Here is an 18,736-nt window from a genome sequence, read left to right as displayed (position 1 = left end):
AATATTACAAACGGCATTGTGCTTTTCAAAAGGTTGTAATTGGTGCTTGACTATAAATTGTCTACTGGATGAATTTTTTTGTGAGCTCATTCAAGTGAGCTACCTTTTCTTCAAAACTTAAAGAGAGTGTTTTACGGTAGGTGTGCATATTGATTAGCAAGTCGTCTATTTCCTCCGGAAGTACTTCCTGCAAAAGCTCTTTGAGCCTTTTTGCTAGGGTAGGAGATTTGCCATTTGTGGAAATACCAATTTTTAAATTTCCTTTACTCACAATGCCACCCATATAGAAATCACAAAGTGGTGGGCAATCAGCCACATTTATTAAAAGATTCCTAGATCTACAATGACTATGAATTAGTTTATTGGTTTCGGGTTCATTGGTAGTAGCAATTACAATGTGGTGCCCATTCAAGTACTTTGGATGGTAACGGTCATAAACAAAGGTGATTTGATAATTAGATTTTAGTGAGAGAATCTCTTCTTTTATATTTTCTGAAATGAGTAGTACATTAGCATTAGGGCTGTTTTTGAATAGAAAATAGAGTTTTTCTAATGCCACATTTCCTCCTCCAACTACAAGTATTGAAAGTGCTTCTGTTTTCAAGAAAATTGGATATAATTGATTCATGCTGTTTCAAACTCAGACCTTCTTACCAAATGGCGGGAGGTTATTTTGTCAAGAACTGCCTCACCGATGATGATATTTGCAGGATTTGTAATATTGTTGTTTTTGACTAATTCTTCGATATTTTGGAGTGTTCCATAAACACTTTTTGCATGCTGAGTAGTGCCATTTTGGATTACTGCTATGGGGAAATCAGCCTTCTTATACTTGCTAAAAAGATCAATAATCTTTGGTAAAAATGCCATACCCATTAATATGATGATGGTAGCGCTAGATTGTGCCGCAAGAGCAATATCATCGGAAAGTTGCTTCTGTGATGTACAGGCTGTTAAAACCCAAAAACTTTCATGCTGGGCTCTTTTTGTGATGGGAATCCTGTGATAAGCCGCAATGCCTGCGTAAGATGAGATGCCCGGAATGACATTACATTCAATTCCGTGCTCGATCGCAGTTAATATTTCTTCATGTGCTCTACCGAAAACCATTGGATCACCTCCTTTGAGCCGTACTACATTGAGTCCTAAAAGTGCGTAATTTATAATTAACTCATTTATTTCATTTTGGGCATATTGTTGAATGCCTCTTCGTTTTCCAACAAATATATTCTTTGAAATAGGATTGATATTTAGGAGTTCGATAGGTATCAAAGCATCGTACAGTATGATGTCAGCTTGACTGATAGCTTTATGCCCTTTCAGTGTGAGCAACTCGGGATCGCCTGGACCTGCCCCAACTAGCGTGAGTTTTCCAGTTTCATTTTTGCGCATTCCTGTAATTTTTGATCCATTGAATAATGCTTTTGGCTTGTGTAAGGTATTGTAGAGCAAATGCTTTTGAGGGCGTATTTTCATTTATTGCTGAGATCAATATTTCGAAGTTATTGCCAAATTCATTTTTGAAATCAGCAAACTCAATGTCGAAATTTTGGTGAATAAGCGCATGAGAGTTTGTCTTGGCATTTGTGCTTGTCAGCAAAGCTTTAGCAGCATGGGTTTGAGCTGAGTAACTTTGGTAAATGCTATCTGCAAATGCATTTTTATCCAAGCATTCTTGCGCAAGAAACAGCTTGTCTTCGGCCTCAAAAATTAAGGTTGCTACTAAGTCTATAGCTACTCCAGCACATTCTCCAATACCAATTGCCTTTTCGTACTTTTCTGTATTTCCCCAATCAACAAAATCGGTATCAGTCAATTCATTCACATCTGACCAATGCTTTAGATTCTGGTAGAAGTAATCGGCGCCAAATCGATCATAATATTGAAGGAATGTCTCATTTGGAGTACGTTGCATATAGAAGTCATTGAGGATCCATCTTAGGACTTCAGGACTTCGTTTTGAAGGGACTTTTAAGAGTTTTTCAGCAAACCTTCCATTGCCATCGCCAAGGGGGCCGCCGCCTAATAGAATTTGAGTAGCTGGAGCCACTTTATTTCCTGCCTTTATTGTCATTCCTTGGAATCCTATGTTTGCAATTGTATGTTGGCCACAAGCATTCATACAGCCACTTATCTTAATTGATATTTCTTCTTCAAGGATTAATTCGGAAAATTCGGCTTCAATTACTTTTTGTAATTCTTTGGCTAGTCCCATACTACTTGCAATTCCCAAATTACATGTGTCGGTACCGGGACAAGCTACAATATCATTGATTTTGTGAAAGCCAGGATTGGCCAAATTCAAGTGATGAAGTTCCTCGAATAATTGTGGCAAATTTTCATTTGGAATATGCCTTAGCAATATGCTCTGCCCAATACTAAGTCTGGTATCGTCACCTGTATATTTTTCTATTATTAGGGCTAATTTTCTTGCCAATTCAGATGAAATATCTCCTCTATCAATTTGAATTCCCACAGAATATAGCCCTTTCTGCTTTTGCTCAAACACATTAACGAGTAGCCAACGATCGTATTCATGTTTGATAGATGTTGGTGGCGTTGATTGATAAATGGCAGGAATGGTAATAACCTGCTCATTTGGTATGATGGGGAATTTTAGATAGGGAAGTGATTTTTTTTCCTTTTCCGCCAGAATCAAAAATTCATCTAGTCCAATTTCGTTGATGAGAAACTTAAGTCTTGCCTTATTTCTACGATCCCTTTCTCCGTATTTGTCGAATACTCTAATTACTGCTTCAGTAAAGGGTATGAGCTGATCAGTTGGTAAAAATTCTTGAACCACATTTGCATGGTTAGGTTGGGAACCGATTCCTCCACCTAAAAGAACTTTAAAGCCACGAATATCCTCCTGCATTTTTGGAATAAATCCAAGGTCATGCACAAATGTGAAAGCATCATCTTTGGTGCTTGACGCAAAGGCAATTTTAAATTTTCTACCCATTTCTTGGCATATGGGATTCCTCAGTAAATATTCGAATAATACCTGAGCATAAGGTGTCGCATCAAATGCCTCTTTCTTATCAATTCCTGAAAATATCGAAGCAGTAATATTTCGAACGGTATTACCACAGGCTTCTCTTAAGGTAATTTTATCCTTTTCTAGTTCTGCCCATAATTGAGGTGTATCATCCAAGCTTACATGATGTATTTGAATATCTTGGCGGGTGGTGATGTGTAAATTTCCATTTGAATATTGATCCGCAACTTCTGCTATGCGAATTAGTTGCTTGGCTGAAATTTTACCAAATGGAATTTTGATTCGAACCATTTGAACGCCTGTTTGCCTTTGCCCATATACTCCACGTGCTAATCTTAGACTTCTAAACCTATCCTCATCCAAACTTCCATTCTTATAAGCATAGATTTTTTGTTCAAGGTCTAGTATGTCTTTTTGTACTATGGGATCTTCTAATTCAGTTCTAAAACTTTGCATTTAATTTTCCTTTATAAAGCCTACGCCTGCGGTGTTATTACTATTCTGATCGATCAATATGAATGCTCCTAAAGCCTTATTGACTATGTATGGCAGTGCAAGTAGCGGTTTGTTGAGTATTAGCTCGACTTCACCAATGTCATTCAATCCTAACGAATCACTTGCTTCACTCTCAAATAAGTTGGTATTGAATCGGGAAGAAACTTTTTGAACCTTTGCCAATACTCGATTGGATCCTTGCTGAAGCCAGTACTTTTGTCCATTTCTAATTGTGTCATTTTGCATCCAGCAAATGGTCGCTTCTAAAGATTTTATTTCTTGTAAAGAATTGTCAGGTATGAAAATGCTATCACCTCTATTTATGTCTAAATCGTCTTTTAGCAGGATCGTCCCATTTTCACCTTCCTTCAGTTCACTAATAGGATGACCGTATTTTTCAATTGATTGGATAATGCTGCTTCTACCTGATGGTGAAATTTGCACTTGATCTCCTAAATGGAAATGGCCACTTTTTACTTTTCCTGAGATTCCTCTATAGTCATGTAATTGATGTGTTTTAGGCCGAATAATATTTTGCACCTGTAATGCAGCGCTTTGGGATGAATTCTTTGCCAATTGGATGGTTTCCAAAAGAGGTAAAAGACTTGGCCCTATATACCAATCTAATTTCTCGGAATTGGTAAGGATGTTCTCACCACTTAATGCTGATATTGGAAGGAAGTAATGGTTGGTTTTTGATAGTGAGTTTCCTGCGTTGAGTTGTTCAAAGTTTGTTTTAATAGTATTGTAAACTGTCTCATCAAAGTCTACTAAGTCCATTTTATTGATGGTAATAACAATATGCCTTATCCCTAGTAATTGTGTGATAAAGTAATGTCTCCTTGTTTGCTCAATTACACCTTTGCGAGCATCGATCAGGATTATTGCTACATCCGCATTGCTGGCTCCAGTCACCATATTTCTAGTATATTCTATATGACCTGGAGAATCGGCAATGACGTAACGCCTATGTTCACTTGAGAAATAGATATTGGAAACATCTATAGTAATTCCTTGCTCTCTTTCGGTGAGCAATCCATCAGTAGCAAGTGATAAATCTATATAATCATAGCCTTTTGCATTGCTCTTAGCCTTTATATTCTCAAGCTGGTCTTCTTTCAGCGAATTAGTGACATAAAGTAATTGACCAATTAATGTGCTTTTGCCATCATCGACACTACCTGCTGTTACAATTTTTAGTATATCCATTTTTTACGCTGATTAATTAGAAATAGCCAACCTTTTTTCTTTCTTCCATTGCGCCTTCGCTTCGTTTGTCATCAATTCGAGCACCTCTTTCTGAAATATTTGAATGGCTTATTTCATTGATTATTTCATCTAGTTCTTCTGCATCAGATAAGACCGCAGCGGTACAAGTCATATCGCCAACGGTACGAAAGCGAACAGAGGCTGTGAATACTTTATCACTTGGTTGAGGTTGGGTAAATTCTGAAATGGGAGTGAGTAGTCCGTCTCTATAAAAAACCTCCCGTACATGCGAATGATAAATTGAAGGAATTGCTAAATTCTCTTGTTTTATGTAATTCCAAACGTCTATTTCTGTCCAGTTGCTAATGGGAAATACACGTACATTTTCACCGTGATTTATTTTGCCATTGAGTATATCAAATAACTCAGGTCTTTGAAGTTTTTCATTCCATTGCCCAAAATCATCACGTACTGAAAATATCCGCTCTTTAGCTCTGGCTTTTTCTTCGTCGCGTCTAGCACCTCCAATACAAGCGTCAAATTTGAACTCTTCAATTGCATCTAACAGGGTAGCTGTTTGTAGTACATTTCGAGATGCATACCTCCCGCTTTCTTCTTTTACCTTACCGGCATCAATATTATCTTGCACATATCTAACAATCAGCTTTGCATTGACTTCATTTGCAAGCCAATCTCTGAATTGTATTGTTTCGGGGAAATTATGACCTGTATCTATATGAAGCAATGGGAATGGAAATGAAGCAGGAGTAAATGCTTTTTTCGCCAAATGAACCAATGTAATGGAATCTTTCCCTCCTGAAAATAGTAGAGCTGGATTTTGAAACTGCCCTATTACCTCTCTCATAATGTAAATAGCTTCTTCTTCCAGAGTGTTCAATAATTGATTAGTCATTTTCAATTTATTGTAGATTGAATAATTACTTGAGGAAGCAAAGGAAATAACGAAAATCTATAAAAACAATAAAGTCTATAGAAATAGTATGAATAAGATTAAAATAATGCTTCTAATGGCCGTAGGTTACAAATAGGATTGTTAGGATTGGTAGTGGCTTGGCTACAGCTGGTTATTTTGCTTGTCGAAGTTCTTTTTCTTTATCTACCATCATTTTAATATCGCTGCCTCCTAATACCTCTAAAGTCACATCTCTTACTTGTTCGAAAACCTTTTTGATCATACAAGTAGCTTCATTGCAATCGTCGCAAGGGGAATAATAATTTAGAGAAACACATGGTGATAGTGCAATAGGACCATCCATTATTCGAATGATTTCCATAAGCTTGATTTCTTCTGGCTTCTTTAGAAGAACATAACCACCCATTTTTCCTCTTTTGCTAAGCAGGATGCGATTATTCTTCAACTCTCTCAAAATTGTTTCTAAAAATTTTAAGGGAATATGTTCATTTTCCGCAATTTCTGCGGCGAAAGGAGGGCGATTTTCTTCAGACTTTCGAGCAATATACAATACGGCCTTTATGGCATATTTACATTTCTTTGAGATCATAACCTTGGGTGCTTATCCTCAAATATACGAATGTATGACAGAATTTAATTGAACAACGATATGAGCTTGTTCAATCCACTATTGAGTAGAAGCAAGCGGCTAAATGACTAATTTGAAAATTAATTCATATTAATACTACCAATTTGATAGGAATAAATATATTTGCAAAAAATTAATTGTTATGATAGATCAGTTAATACGGAATAAGCAAGTAAGACAAGGAGACAGAAGCTTAAAATCAGCTGTAAAGGCTGTCTCCTGGAGGATTGTTGGTACAATAGATACGATTGTAATTTCATATATAGTAACAGGAGAGCTTGTAATGGCATTTTCAATTGGCTCCATCGAAGTGCTAACCAAGATATTGCTTTACTACCTACATGAGCGAGTTTGGAACAAAATAGAGATGTAGTATGGATTTAAGTCAATTACAATCAATACTTACAGATAATCCAAAAGATAATTTGGATAAACTTCATAACCAATTTGGTCGGGATATGGTATTTAGTACTTCTTTTGGTATTGAAGATCAGTATATTACCTATTTGATATCTAAGATGGAACATCCTGTCTCAATTTTTACATTGGATACAGGAAGGCTATTTCCGGAGACTTATGATGTGTGGAGTCGAACACTCATTCGCTATAAATTACCCATCACACCTTTTTTTCCAAATCAAGGTAAGATTCAAGCAATGGTTGAAAAGAAGGGTCCTAATTCTTTCTATGACTCAGTTGAAGATCGTAAAGAATGCTGTAGAATACGCAAAATAGACCCATTGCAACAAGCCATTAAAGGAAGAAAACTCTGGGTTACTGGTTTGCGTGCGGAGCAATCAGCCAGCAGGAATGGTCTTTCTCAATTAGAATATGATGAGCATAATAATATCATAAAGTATCATCCGCTGTTAAATCTTACTTGGGAAGAACTCAACCAAGTAGTTGATGATAATAATATCCCAATTAACACATTACATAAAAAGGGATTTCCCAGTATAGGTTGCCAGCCATGTACACGTGCAGTCATGGAAAATGAGGATTTTAGAGATGGACGCTGGTGGTGGGAAAATAGTAAAAAGGAGTGTGGTTTGCACAGTTGATAACTTTTCATTAAAGGAAGAAGAACATAAACCTCCTGCCTTTATCACTTAAATATTATTCGCCTATATTTGCCACATAAAATTACTGCCAATAGGGCAAATATGAGGAAAATCACCATAGCCATAGATGGTTACTCAGGTTGCGGCAAAAGTAGCACGGCCAAAGCAGTAGCCCATTCCCTCCAATATATCTACATTGATTCTGGCGCCATGTATCGGGCGGTTACATTATATTTTTCTCAGCACCATATTAGTCTCACCGACGATAAAGCTATTAGCAAGGCAATCAGCGAGATAGATGTTGAGTTCAAAATAAATCCGAAAAATGGCCAACAGGAAACCTATTTGAATGGTTTAAATGTTGAACAGCAGATAAGAGAAATGCAAATATCTGAGAAAGTAAGTCAGGTGAGTGCCATTTCGGAAGTGCGCCGTGCGATGGTAGCATTACAGCGCAAATGGGGAAAAAATAAAGGTGTGGTAATGGATGGAAGGGATATTGGAACAGTTGTATTTCCAGAAGCTGAATTGAAAGTTTTTATGCTTGCCGATGTCGGAATCCGTGCCGAACGTAGGCAAAAGGAACTGTTAGAAAAAGGACATTTGATTCCTTTGGATGAAATCATATCGAACCTTCAAAAAAGAGATCAGATTGATACTACAAGAGATGTGTCTCCACTAAAAAAGGCTGATGATGCTATCGAATTAGACACTACAAACCTTACCTTTGAGGAACAGGTACATAAGGTAACTATGATGGCCACGGACATAATTAATAAAGATTTGTCCAACATTTAAAGGCAGTAAAATGGAAGTTGTAATTGATAAAAACTCAGGTTATTGTTTTGGAGTAGAATTCGCAATCCAAATGGCTGAGGATGAGATGGATGGAAATGGAGTGCTTTATTGCTTAGGTGATATAGTGCATAACGATATGGAGGTAAAGCGACTTAATGCCAAAGGCTTGCGTGTAATTGGGCGGGAGGAATTGGAGGAGCTTCATGACTGCAAAGTATTGATTAGAGCACATGGTGAACCACCAGAAACGTATCAGACTGCACTTAAGAATAATATAGAGCTTGTAGATGCTTCATGCCCAGTGGTATTGAAACTGCAAAACAGAGTGAAGAATGCTTGGGATAAAATGAAACAAGCAGAAGGGCAAATTGTAATCTACGGACAGAAAGGTCATGCAGAAGTAATTGGCCTGAGTGGACAAACAGATAAACAAGCAATAATTGTAACTACTGAGGAAGATTTGGATAAGATAGATTTTACCAAGCCAGTAACTCTATTTAGCCAAACAACTAAAAGTACTCAAGGATTTTATAAAATACGAGAGTTGATTGAGCAGAGAATCCAAAATGCTAATAGCAGTTTAGAAATGGTTGAGTTTAACTCTAATGATAGCATTTGTCGACAGGTGTCAAATCGCGAACCACAATTGCATAGATTCTCACAAGAAAATGATGTGATCTTATTCGTAAGTGGAAAGAAAAGCTCGAATGGAAAAGCACTATATAATGTGTGCCTTTCTCAAAACCCAAACAGCTATTTTATTGAAAGCGAAGAGGAGCTTGATCCTTCTTGGCTGCACGGAATGAAGCGTGTGGGAATATGCGGAGCTACCTCTACACCTATGTGGTTGATGGAGCAAGTTGCCGACCATGTAAAAAATTTAAATCTAGAATTGACAACAAGTTGAAAAGTAGCTTGTTACTGTTGATACTGTTAATATCACTAATCAAAAGCCATTTTTAAAGGCCATCAATACGAATAAGAATTTCTTTTGAAGGAAAAATTATTAATTTTGCGACGCCTAAAAATGAATATAAATCAATTTTGAAATAACCCTATGTCTAGGACCATCAATCTAAAAAAGGGCTTTGACATCAACCTCGTTGGAAAGGCTGAAAAGAAGATAGCTTCTACAGTCCAACCCGAAACGTATGCATTGAAGCCAACCGACTTTGTAGGAATTAAGCGTCCGAAACTACTTGTAGAAGTTGGTTCGAATGTCAAAGCTGGAACACCAGTGTTTTTCGACAAGAAAATGGATAGTGTCATGCACGTTTCTCCAGTAAGCGGTGAAATCGTTGATGTGATAAGAGGAGAGAAGCGAAAAATACTTGAAGTTAAGATTCTAGCAGACAAAAATATCGAATTTGAATCATTTCCAAAGCATTCCGACTCTCAGATCAAAAGTATGAGTGTAGAAGGAGCAAAGGAATTGATGTTGAAAAGTGGTGTTTGGCCAAATATAATCCAGCGCCCATTTGGTATTATTGCTAATCCTGAAGATTCTCCAAAAGCTATTTTCATTTCTGGTTTTGATTCCCATCCTCTTGCTCCGGATTATGAATTTATTTTCAAAGATCAAGAGCAGTATTTTCAAGTGGGTATTGATGTGTTGAAGAAATTCAGCCAAGGAAAAGTGCATGTGAATCTACATGCAAATGGAGCTGCTGCATCGGTGCTTTCAAAAGCTGAAGGAGTGGAAATAAACAAATTCACAGGTCCACACCCAGTTGGAAATGTTGGAGTTCAAATCCACCATTTAGATCCGATTAATAAGGGAGATTTGATTTGGACTGTTCATCCTTATGGTGTTATCCAAATAGGTAAATTATTTGTGGAAGGACAATATGATTCCTCCCGCATTGTTGCTCTTACTGGCTCAGAAGTAAAGGAACCTCAATATTATAATTTGAGAACTGGAGCTTGTGTGAACAAGTTAATTGCAAATAACCTTAAGACTGATCATGTAAGAGTAATTTCTGGAAATGTTCTTACAGGCGAGAAAATAAATAAGGATGGATATTTAGGTTATTATCATCACCAAGTTACGGTAATCCCAGAGGGAGATTATCATGAGTTCTTGGGTTGGATTTTACCTAGTCCAAATAAATTGAGTTTCTCAAGAGCATTTGGCTTGTTATCTTTCTTGCAGCCTAAGAAAGAGTATGTTTTAGATACCAATATGCACGGCCAACATAGAGCATTTGTGCAAAGTGGTGTTTTCGAAAGAGTTACTCCAATGGATATTTTGCCGGTTCATCTAATTAAGTCAATTATGGCTGAAGATTTTGATGGAATGGAGCAATTAGGTATTTATGAAGTGATAGAAGAGGATTTGGCATTGTGTGAATTTGTGGATGTGTCCAAACACGATGTTCAAAATATTATACGTGAAGGTTTGGACTTAATACAAAACAGCTAATTTCGATATGAAATTTTTACTAGATTTCTTAGAAAAGAAGAGGCCTCTATTCGAAAAAGGTGGGAAGTACGAAAAGTACTTTTACATCTATGAGGCGCACGAAACCCTATTATTCGCACCAAAAGATACTACATCTGCAAAAGGTGTTCAGATAAGGGATGCCGTGGATTTGAAACGAATGATGATGACTGTGATCATCGCCATGATTCCATGTTTGATCTTTGGAATGTGGAACACAGGTCATATGCACTTTTTGGCAACAGGTGTAGAAGCAGATTTCATTCAGAAAATTTTATTTGGTGCCAAGTATGTTCTACCAATTGTTGCAGTTAGCTATGCTACAGGACTTTCGGTTGAATTTACATTTGCTACTATTAGAAGACACGATGTAAATGAAGGCTTCCTTGTTTCGGGAATGCTTATTCCATTGATTATGCCTGCAACAATTCCATTATGGCAAGTTGCTTTAGCGACCATCTTTGCAGTGATTATTGCAAAGGAAGTGTTTGGTGGTACAGGGATGAATATCTTAAACGTTGCCTTGACAGCAAGAGCGTTTTTATACTTTGCTTACCCAAGTCAGATTTCAGGTGAAGTTTGGACAGTTTTGGCCGATGCAGCTCCTGTAGAAGGTTATTCTGGAGCAACTGCCCTTGCAGTAGCTTACCAAACTACAGTTGAAGATATTGGATCGGTCACGACAGCGCTGGCCAGTACCAATAATGTCTTAGGTGCAGATTTCTTTAGTTTCAGCAATATGTTCTTTGGATACATTCCAGGCTCAATTGGTGAAACTTCTACTTTTTGGGCCTTGATTGGTGGTGTAATACTAGTTGCAACAGGTGTTGGCAGCTGGAAAATTATAGTGAGTGTATTTGGTGGAGCTTATGTGATGGGTTGGATATGCAACTTATTAAGCGTTAATGAGTACATGGCAATGCCACCTGAGTATCATTTGGTAATGGGTGGTTTGGCATTTGGTGCTGTATTTATGGCAACAGATCCAGTATCTGCTACACAAACCGAGACAGGTAAATGGATTTACGGATTGTTGATTGGTGCATTAACTGTAATTATTAGAGTATTCAATCCTGCATATCCTGAAGGAATTATGCTTGCCATTCTATTTATGAATGTATTTGCACCACTTATCGATTTTTACATTGTAGAAGGAAATAAAAAAAGGAGGCTAAAACGTGCGACAGTCTAACGCTTATATCATTATATTTTCCGTGATCATGACAGTTGTGATTGGCGGATTATTATCAGGGGTTTCTCAAGTATTGAAGGAACCACAGAAAAAGTCTGAAGAGCTTGACACCAAAAAACAAATATTAGGTGCAGTCCTTCCTGCTGAAGAGCTAGAAGCAATGGATGCTAATCAGATATTAGCGAAATATGAAAGCAGCATCACCTCTGTAGTTACAAACTTAGCAGGTGATATTGTGGAAACTCAAGATGGAGCACCTGTTGTAGCGGAGAATGTTGATATCAACAAAAACTATAAATTAGCTCCTGAAAATCGCTTGTTTCCAGTATTCAAATTTCACGATGAAGGTAATCCTGATGCGGTTCAAGCATATATCCTCCCGCTTTTTGGTGCTGGATTATGGGATGCTATCTGGGGATATTTAGCAATAGATACCGATTTGGAAACAATCAAAGGTGTGAAATTCGCTCACGCAGGTGAAACTCCAGGTTTGGGTGCAAGAATTACCGAAGGTGAAGTTCAAGAAAGATACCAAGGTAAAAAGCTTTATGAAAATGGAGAACTTGTATCTGTAGTTATGGTAAAAGGTGAGAACAATGATGAGTCCAAGCTTGGCCCACATAAGGTTGATGGCATGTCTGGAGCTACAATCACCGCTAATGGAGTTAATGATATGATGAGAAACTATGTAGGTTATTATCAGAATTACTTCGAAAAAAATGTGAAACAAAACGGAAGCATGGCAGTGCTTGCCAAATAAAATAGAGAACTATGAGCGCAGAAACTCTTGATAAACCTGTTGAAAAAGTAGCAGAAGGCTTATTGTCGAAAAGAAGGAAGAAGATTGTAACCGATCCTCTTTCTGACGACAACCCAATCACCATTCAAGTATTGGGAATATGTTCGGCATTGGCAGTAACTACCCAATTGCATCCAACCCTTGTAATGGCGATTTCGGTAATATTTGTAATGGTGATGTCTAGTTTCACTATTTCTGTATTGAGAAATCTAATTCCAGCTCGTGTTAGAATTATTGTACAGCTTGCTGTAATTGCAACGCTAGTAACCCTTGTTAACGAATTGCTAAAAGCTTATGCATTTGATATGTATAAGAGCCTTTCGGTATTCGTTGGTTTGATTATCACCAACTGTATAGTGATGGGTCGCTTAGAAGCATACGCATTAGGAAACAAGCCTTATGACTCTGTACTAGATGCACTAGGAAGTGCTTTGGGTTATTCTTGGATTATCCTTGCTGTAGCCTTCTTTAGAGAATTGCTTGGCTCGGGTGCAATCTTCGGTTTCAAAGTATTCGAAGCTGTAGGATTATCTTCATTTCCAACTAACGGCTTGATGGTAACACCTGTTGGAGCATTTATAATCCTTGGCCTAATTATTTGGGTACAAAGAACAAAAACTGGTTACGTAGAACATTAAACTCTAGACTAATGGATTTAATAAGCATAGGAATAAAAGCGATCTTTATCGAGAACATGGTTCTTGCCTATTTCTTAGGCATGTGTTCTTTCTTAGCTGTATCGAAAAAAGTAAGCACGGCCTTTGGGTTGGGTTTAGCAGTAACATTCGTTTTAACGATTACTGTACCTGCAAACTGGTTCTTACAAGAATATGTACTGAAAGAAGGCGCCTTAGCATGGTTGGGCGAAAGCTTCGCAACTATTGATTTGTCCTTCCTTCGTTTTATCATGTTTATTGCATTTATTGCTGCAATGGTGCAATTAGTGGAAATGGTAATCGAGAAATTCTCTCCAAGTCTTTATGGCTCTCTAGGTATTTTCCTCCCGCTTATTGCAGTAAACTGCGCAATTTTGGGTGGTAGCTTATTTATGGTACAGAGAGATTATACGATCAGTGAGGCAACAGTTTTTGGATTTGGATCAGGCTTTGGTTTCTTCTTAGCCATTATTGCTTTAGCTGCAATTCGTGAAAAATTAAAGTACTCACATGTGCCAGATGGACTTAAAGGATTAGGTATTACAATGTTTATAACCGGACTAATGGGAATGGCATTTATGTCATTTATGGGAATTAGTCTTTAAGTGAAACTTCACAATATTTTGAAAGCCTTCTCAATTTGGGAAGGCTTTTTTATTGGATCAAAATTCGTTAATTACCTTAATGCCATTTCCATGAAAGGAATTCATAAAGGGTAATAATTCAGCTCCTTCACCTAGGTTAATGGTCTCATAGATTAGTTTGTCGATATCCAAAAGTCCTCTTTTGATCATTTCCATCATTGGAGGGTAGGCGTGGGCTGCCATTCCATGGCTACCAATAATTTCTAGTTCATTTGCTACCACCAAGTGCATTGGAATAGGCGGGAGGTAATCTTCACCAGCCATCAAACCTACTTGAATATGCTTTCCTCTTTTGCGCAAATTGGCAATGGAATTGAAGCAAGTTTGCTTGCTTCCCAAAGCATCAATAGACACATCTACTCCACCTTTGCTTATGCTCTTCACAGCATCAATCACATGGGTTTCTAATCCATTTACCACATACTCAGCACCAAGCTCCTTTGCGATGAGTAATTTGTCCCTATCAATATCTATAGCGATTACTTGAGCTCCTAAAGCTTTGGCAATCATAATAGCAGATAATCCAACACCCCCGCAGCCATGAACAGCAAGCCATTGGCCGGGCATTAGTTTTCCTTGCTGTACTACAGCTCTAAATGATGTAATGAATCTACATCCCAAGCTAGCAGCTTCCTCAAAACCTATTTCATCCGGCAAGTGAACCAGATTGGTTTCAGCATACTGAATATTTACATATTCTGCGAACGACCCCCAATGAGTAAAACCAGGCTGAAACTGATAATCACAAACTTGCTGATTACCAGAAGTACATTGTGGACAGCGGCCACAACCACCAACAAAAGGTACAGTTACTCTATCACCAATTTTAAAGCCTTTTACACGCTTATCAATTTCTATAATAGTACCTGCGAATTCATGACCAGGGACATGCGGAAGGTTGATGTCAGAATCATGTCCCATCCATCCATGCCAGTCGCTACGACACATACCTGTAGCTCCTACTTTTATGATTACTGATCCCTCCGTTGGCGTAGGGTCAGGTAGATTTTCTATAGTTACTGAGCCTTGAAATTGAGTATAATATGCTGCTCTCATTTATTGTTTAGCTTAGGATATTGGTAAAATCACTCTAAAGGTAGTGCCTACACCTTCTTCGCTATCAAAGCTTAAATCTCCATCATGAGCTTTTACAATATCATAGCTTAAACTCAAGCCTAAGCCTGTGCCTTCACCGGTTGGTTTGGTGGTAAAGAATGGCTGCAATATTTTATCCCGTATTTTAAGAGGGATACCATTTCCATTGTCTGTGACCGAAATATTTACGGAACCATTAATATGTTTGGTTTCTATTGTCACTAAAGGTTTGTAATCGGATCCAGCAGATTTAGCTTGCTCATTCACAACATAAAAGGCGTTATTGATAAGGTTGAGCATTACCCTTCCAATATCCTGTGGTACTACTTTTACCTTAGGCAGCTCAGAATCGAAATTGATCTGATAATTGTCTCTAAAATCTTTGTCGTGGGAAGCCATTGCATGCAGTGAGAGTTTTAAATACTCTTCTACTAAAGTATTTAAGTTTATTTGCTGTTTTTCTCCCTTTCCTGCGCTACTATGAGCCAGCATACCTTTTACAATCGCATCAGCACGTTTTCCATGCTTGGTGATGATATCCAGATTACTTTGAAGGTCGGATAAGATATCGTTGATCATTTCTTCATCTCTCGATTCCGCATTCTTTTCATTCTCCTCTTTCAATTCATCAATGAGCTCAATACTTAACTCCGAAAAATTATTGATAAAGTTTACTGGGTTTTGAATTTCATGTGCAATACCTGAAGTCAATTCACCCAATGATGCCAGTTTTTCCTGTTGGATAAGTTGGGCTTGGGCCTTTTTAAGTGTTGCAAGAGAATTGCGTAACTCTATAGTACGATCAGCAACTTCCTGTTCCAATAGTTCCTTTTGTTTCTCTATAAGATGTTGTTTTTCTTTTTCCGCTTTCAACTTTCCTTGGGTTAACCTCATGTTTTCCCTTAGTTTTTCGCTTAGTTGGCGATTGGTAATGGAAACACCACGAGCAAGGTAAAATGAATATCCTGCTGCCGCTGTAATGGTAGCGAAATTCATGAAAAACAGCTTGTCCGACCATAATACTGATAATCCAAATGTGGCTTTTAATAAGCCTGGGAATACCAAGATGAATGAAACTACGAAGCAAATAAAGATGATATTAGTCCCTTTCATATTGTGAACTATCCTAGCATTGATTAGTAGAATTAAGCCGATAGTCATCGTCAACATGAAAAAGAAATAGCTAATACTGCTGTTGGCAACTGGATCTTGAATGGTAATAACAAGTACAACCAGACCTACAACCAAGTTCAAATAGGGGAGCCAATTGAACTTCTTGTCCATGATCTGATAGATAAAAAACTGTAGGACAACGGCAGCTAAAATATGAAATACGCCCTTCCAAAGCAGTAGTCCGGAAAGCTCTTCCGGGGCTACAGCTGGTCTGAAGAATATGCCGCTTAGAAAGATACCTGATAGGCAAAAGAAGAAAATAGCACATGTTAAATTAGCAATTTCAATCGGATAAAATCCAAATAGAATAAGGTGCAATAGACCCAAAGCAACCATAAATCCAAATATGAAATGATATCGGCTGATTTCGGCTTGAAATTCCTCACCATCTGCAATTATTAACTCTCCAGCTGTTGATGGCAATGCTATTGACAAATCTAATCCTGAATGTGAAATGCCCCAGTATTTTTCAGCTGCAAAATTCGTATACCTAATTTCTATCTTTTGTATAGCCTGTTCTGCTAATTTAAATACTATGAATGGTATTTTGCCTACAGCTTTTTCCTCCCGCTGGTTTTGTCCGATTTCACCAGCTTTCCCAATTAATTCACCATTTATATATATTTCGGCAGCGCCTCTTATTTTACCGTAAATACTTACTTCTTTGCCATAAAGACTTGGGTCTATTTCGAGAAATGTTTGGAATTTCGTAACACCATTCCAATCAGATGGTAATTGATCTTTGGCTAAGCGTATATCGATTGGTCTCCAACTTCCTTCCTTGTCCCAATCAAATCCATCCACTGGCTGATATTGCCAAGCACCTGCTTCTGATAGCGAAATTTGTGTGGTTTCATTGAGTGATTTGACCTTAATTGGGGAAGAAAAGTCTTGACTAAAACCTGCCTTTCCAAAAAGGAAAAGAATGGTTGCTATTAGCCAGATTACGGAGTTTTTCATATTCTAAAATTATATAAATAATATGTAATAATGAATTTTATTGCTTTCCATCATGAGCCAATTTTTGTGAATTTTTAAAGCTATAATCAAGGGTTTTTAATGTTCAGATTGTCCATCAATGAGTGGTTAAAATTGAGAAAATTTTATCCTCAGAATATTCAGATAATTAATCCTTTATAAATGGACTTCTTATCAAAAACCAAAATGTCTGCTTTTTGTCATTATCAAATTCGTCAAGTCCTAAATTTACTTTCTCCACAGGTTTGTATTTAAAAGTGCCAAAAATTCTATCCCACAAAATGAAGATGTCTGCATAGTTTGAATCCGTATATTTCTGATCCTTATCATGATGAAGCTTGTGTAAATTGGGGGTTGTAAATATTAAGCCAAAGGTGCGATCCATCCAAGTGGGAAAACGGAGATTGGAGTGCGCAATAACCTGAAATGGCGTAAGTACTAAAAGGTAAAAACCTACAATCAGTAAATCCAAACCAAATAGGCTGCAAGCTATAATAGTTGCCGTGCCAAACCATAACAATATTTCCATCGGATGCGATCGGAAGTAGGTAGAGGAATCCATTTTGGTGTCGCTATGATGCACGCGGTGGAAGCGCCAGATTAAAGGAACAAGGTGTGATAATCTATGAAAGCAATAAGCAGCAAAATCTAGGATTAAGAGACCTAAAATTAGCTTAACCCATAGAGGTAATTCAATCATGAAAAATAATCCAATCTCATTTTGATTGAGCCATTCGATAATGAAAACAGTGAGGGTAGCCCAGAAAATATTGATTGTTATAAAAAGTATCTGGAATAGGAAATTATGCCAAAAATGCCTTCCTCTACCACTGAAGGGAAATTGAGTAGATAGAATTTGCTCCAAAGTAAATAATATTACAATGATACCTATTACAAGGTAATTGAGGTCGATTGAAAGAAGGTACTCTAATTTATCCATTTTTTTAAAATGAGCTCAAATTGAATTGATTTACACCTCGTTTTTCGATGAATGGCTTACTTTTTATTCCATTGTAAAATCACCTCAGTAAAAAATAATGGGATGACCCAAGAAAGCCATATAGCTGTTGAACCAGTTTCTTGAGATGAACCAAATTCATTATAGAATGGCTGACTGGTAAGCCAGCGGAAGAGTACAAAAGCAAAAGTCACAACATAGCTTCTAATCATCCATTCTTTGTGTAGTTTAATGCGCCTAAGTAGTATAAACCTGAAGGCCATTCCGGTAGTAGTAAACCAGGCAAAAGCCAAACCTATTAAGGATAAGCTCCATGTCCAGTGAATTGCCAACCCTGTTGTTAATGCAAGAGCAATAGAACTTATGGTTCCAACCATAATTCCTGTGATATAGGCTATTCCCATTACTATGTGCATGTTTAGGTACTTTCTTCGGAAATCAGTCCAAAACTGAAAAGGGCCTACTATTAAAGCAACCAAACCTCCAGTGATGTGTCCAATGAGTGGCCATTTCATTACCCAAAACCTTCCAAAAACATTTTCACTAAGGCCAAAGTAGGGCAAGGCATCATTAATGATAAATTTGCCCGCAAAGAGAATCAAGAATATCCAAAAGGCTAGTCTCAACCAAGAGTGCCATGAGTTAGGCATTAATGAAAGTTGTTTATTAACCATAGCA

General features: G+C 37.5%; 19 protein-coding genes. 9 read left to right on the top strand and 10 right to left on the bottom strand.

What is annotated here, in order from left to right; translation table 11 throughout:
• Window positions 1–61 precede the first annotated feature (61 nt).
• The 6 genes from ACOXY8_RS02825 to ACOXY8_RS02800 all read right to left on the bottom strand — a co-directional run bounded on the left by ACOXY8_RS02825 (window position 62) and on the right by ACOXY8_RS02800 (window position 6,225).
• A complete protein-coding gene (locus tag ACOXY8_RS02825; protein WP_458330044.1) occupies window positions 62–628 on the bottom strand; it encodes a precorrin-2 dehydrogenase/sirohydrochlorin ferrochelatase family protein in 567 nt (188 codons plus the stop codon).
• Window positions 625–1,392, bottom strand: coding sequence for a uroporphyrinogen-III C-methyltransferase (cobA, locus tag ACOXY8_RS02820; protein ID WP_458330043.1), 768 nt, complete (start codon window positions 1,390–1,392; stop codon window positions 625–627). The genes ACOXY8_RS02825 and cobA overlap by 4 nt, the downstream gene beginning before the upstream one ends.
• Entirely contained in the window at window positions 1,379–3,454 is a 2,076-nt protein-coding gene (locus tag ACOXY8_RS02815) for a nitrite reductase (RefSeq protein ID WP_458330042.1), read from the bottom strand. Before ACOXY8_RS02815 ends, cobA begins: the two co-directional genes overlap by 14 nt.
• On the bottom strand, window positions 3,455–4,702 hold the full coding sequence (locus ACOXY8_RS02810; RefSeq protein ID WP_458330041.1) for a sulfate adenylyltransferase subunit 1: 1,248 nt from the start codon (window positions 4,700–4,702) through the stop codon (window positions 3,455–3,457).
• Between the two features lie 16 nt (window positions 4,703–4,718).
• Entirely contained in the window at window positions 4,719–5,615 is an 897-nt protein-coding gene (gene cysD / locus ACOXY8_RS02805; RefSeq protein ID WP_458330040.1) for a sulfate adenylyltransferase subunit CysD, read from the bottom strand.
• Between the two features lie 172 nt (window positions 5,616–5,787).
• The gene (locus tag ACOXY8_RS02800; RefSeq protein ID WP_458330039.1) at window positions 5,788–6,225 is read right to left on the bottom strand and encodes an RrF2 family transcriptional regulator; all 438 of its coding nucleotides are present in this window, start codon (window positions 6,223–6,225) and stop codon (window positions 5,788–5,790) included.
• Window positions 6,226–6,406: 181 nt separating this feature from the next.
• Between ACOXY8_RS02800 and ACOXY8_RS02795 the strand changes: the two genes are divergently transcribed.
• The 9 genes from ACOXY8_RS02795 (at window position 6,407) to nqrE (ending at window position 13,815) form a co-directional block, all read left to right on the top strand.
• Complete coding sequence (locus ACOXY8_RS02795; protein ID WP_458330038.1) at window positions 6,407–6,637, top strand: DUF2061 domain-containing protein; 231 nt, start codon at window positions 6,407–6,409, stop codon at window positions 6,635–6,637.
• A gap of 1 nt (window position 6,638) precedes the next feature.
• Window positions 6,639–7,325, top strand: coding sequence for a phosphoadenylyl-sulfate reductase (locus tag ACOXY8_RS02790; protein WP_458330037.1), 687 nt, complete (start codon window positions 6,639–6,641; stop codon window positions 7,323–7,325).
• A gap of 102 nt (window positions 7,326–7,427) precedes the next feature.
• Complete coding sequence (gene cmk / locus ACOXY8_RS02785) at window positions 7,428–8,123, top strand: (d)CMP kinase (protein WP_458330036.1); 696 nt, start codon at window positions 7,428–7,430, stop codon at window positions 8,121–8,123.
• A gap of 10 nt (window positions 8,124–8,133) precedes the next feature.
• On the top strand, window positions 8,134–9,030 hold the full coding sequence (locus ACOXY8_RS02780; protein ID WP_458330035.1) for a 4-hydroxy-3-methylbut-2-enyl diphosphate reductase: 897 nt from the start codon (window positions 8,134–8,136) through the stop codon (window positions 9,028–9,030).
• Window positions 9,031–9,180: 150 nt separating this feature from the next.
• Entirely contained in the window at window positions 9,181–10,545 is a 1,365-nt protein-coding gene (locus ACOXY8_RS02775; RefSeq protein WP_458330034.1) for a Na(+)-translocating NADH-quinone reductase subunit A, read from the top strand.
• Between the two features lie 7 nt (window positions 10,546–10,552).
• Window positions 10,553–11,755 (top strand): NADH:ubiquinone reductase (Na(+)-transporting) subunit B, encoded by a 1,203-nt coding sequence (locus tag ACOXY8_RS02770; protein WP_458330033.1) that lies wholly within the window; start codon window positions 10,553–10,555, stop codon window positions 11,753–11,755.
• Window positions 11,742–12,515 (top strand): NADH:ubiquinone reductase (Na(+)-transporting) subunit C, encoded by a 774-nt coding sequence (gene nqrC / locus ACOXY8_RS02765; protein ID WP_458330032.1) that lies wholly within the window; start codon window positions 11,742–11,744, stop codon window positions 12,513–12,515. Before ACOXY8_RS02770 ends, nqrC begins: the two co-directional genes overlap by 14 nt.
• 11 nt (window positions 12,516–12,526) lie before the next feature.
• A complete protein-coding gene (locus ACOXY8_RS02760; RefSeq protein ID WP_458330031.1) occupies window positions 12,527–13,192 on the top strand; it encodes an NADH:ubiquinone reductase (Na(+)-transporting) subunit D in 666 nt (221 codons plus the stop codon).
• A gap of 11 nt (window positions 13,193–13,203) precedes the next feature.
• On the top strand, window positions 13,204–13,815 hold the full coding sequence (nqrE, locus tag ACOXY8_RS02755) for an NADH:ubiquinone reductase (Na(+)-transporting) subunit E (RefSeq protein ID WP_458330030.1): 612 nt from the start codon (window positions 13,204–13,206) through the stop codon (window positions 13,813–13,815).
• Between the two features lie 57 nt (window positions 13,816–13,872).
• On the opposite strand, the gene ACOXY8_RS02750 is transcribed toward nqrE, so the two are convergent.
• From ACOXY8_RS02750 to ACOXY8_RS02735, 4 genes are all read right to left on the bottom strand, one after another.
• Window positions 13,873–14,910, bottom strand: coding sequence for a zinc-dependent alcohol dehydrogenase family protein (locus tag ACOXY8_RS02750; RefSeq protein WP_458330029.1), 1,038 nt, complete (start codon window positions 14,908–14,910; stop codon window positions 13,873–13,875).
• 12 nt (window positions 14,911–14,922) lie between these two features.
• On the bottom strand, window positions 14,923–17,082 hold the full coding sequence (locus ACOXY8_RS02745) for an ATP-binding protein (RefSeq protein WP_458330028.1): 2,160 nt from the start codon (window positions 17,080–17,082) through the stop codon (window positions 14,923–14,925).
• Between the two features lie 166 nt (window positions 17,083–17,248).
• On the bottom strand, window positions 17,249–18,040 hold the full coding sequence (locus tag ACOXY8_RS02740) for a sterol desaturase family protein (RefSeq protein WP_458330027.1): 792 nt from the start codon (window positions 18,038–18,040) through the stop codon (window positions 17,249–17,251).
• Window positions 18,041–18,096: 56 nt separating this feature from the next.
• Entirely contained in the window at window positions 18,097–18,732 is a 636-nt protein-coding gene (locus ACOXY8_RS02735; protein ID WP_458330026.1) for a DUF2306 domain-containing protein, read from the bottom strand.
• Window positions 18,733–18,736 lie beyond the last annotated feature (4 nt).

Origin of the sequence: Peijinzhouia sedimentorum, from assembly GCF_049340005.1 — a bacterium.
GTDB lineage: Bacteria > Bacteroidota > Bacteroidia > Cytophagales > Cyclobacteriaceae > CAXBDP01.
This window is presented reverse-complemented; position numbering and strand designations above follow the sequence as displayed.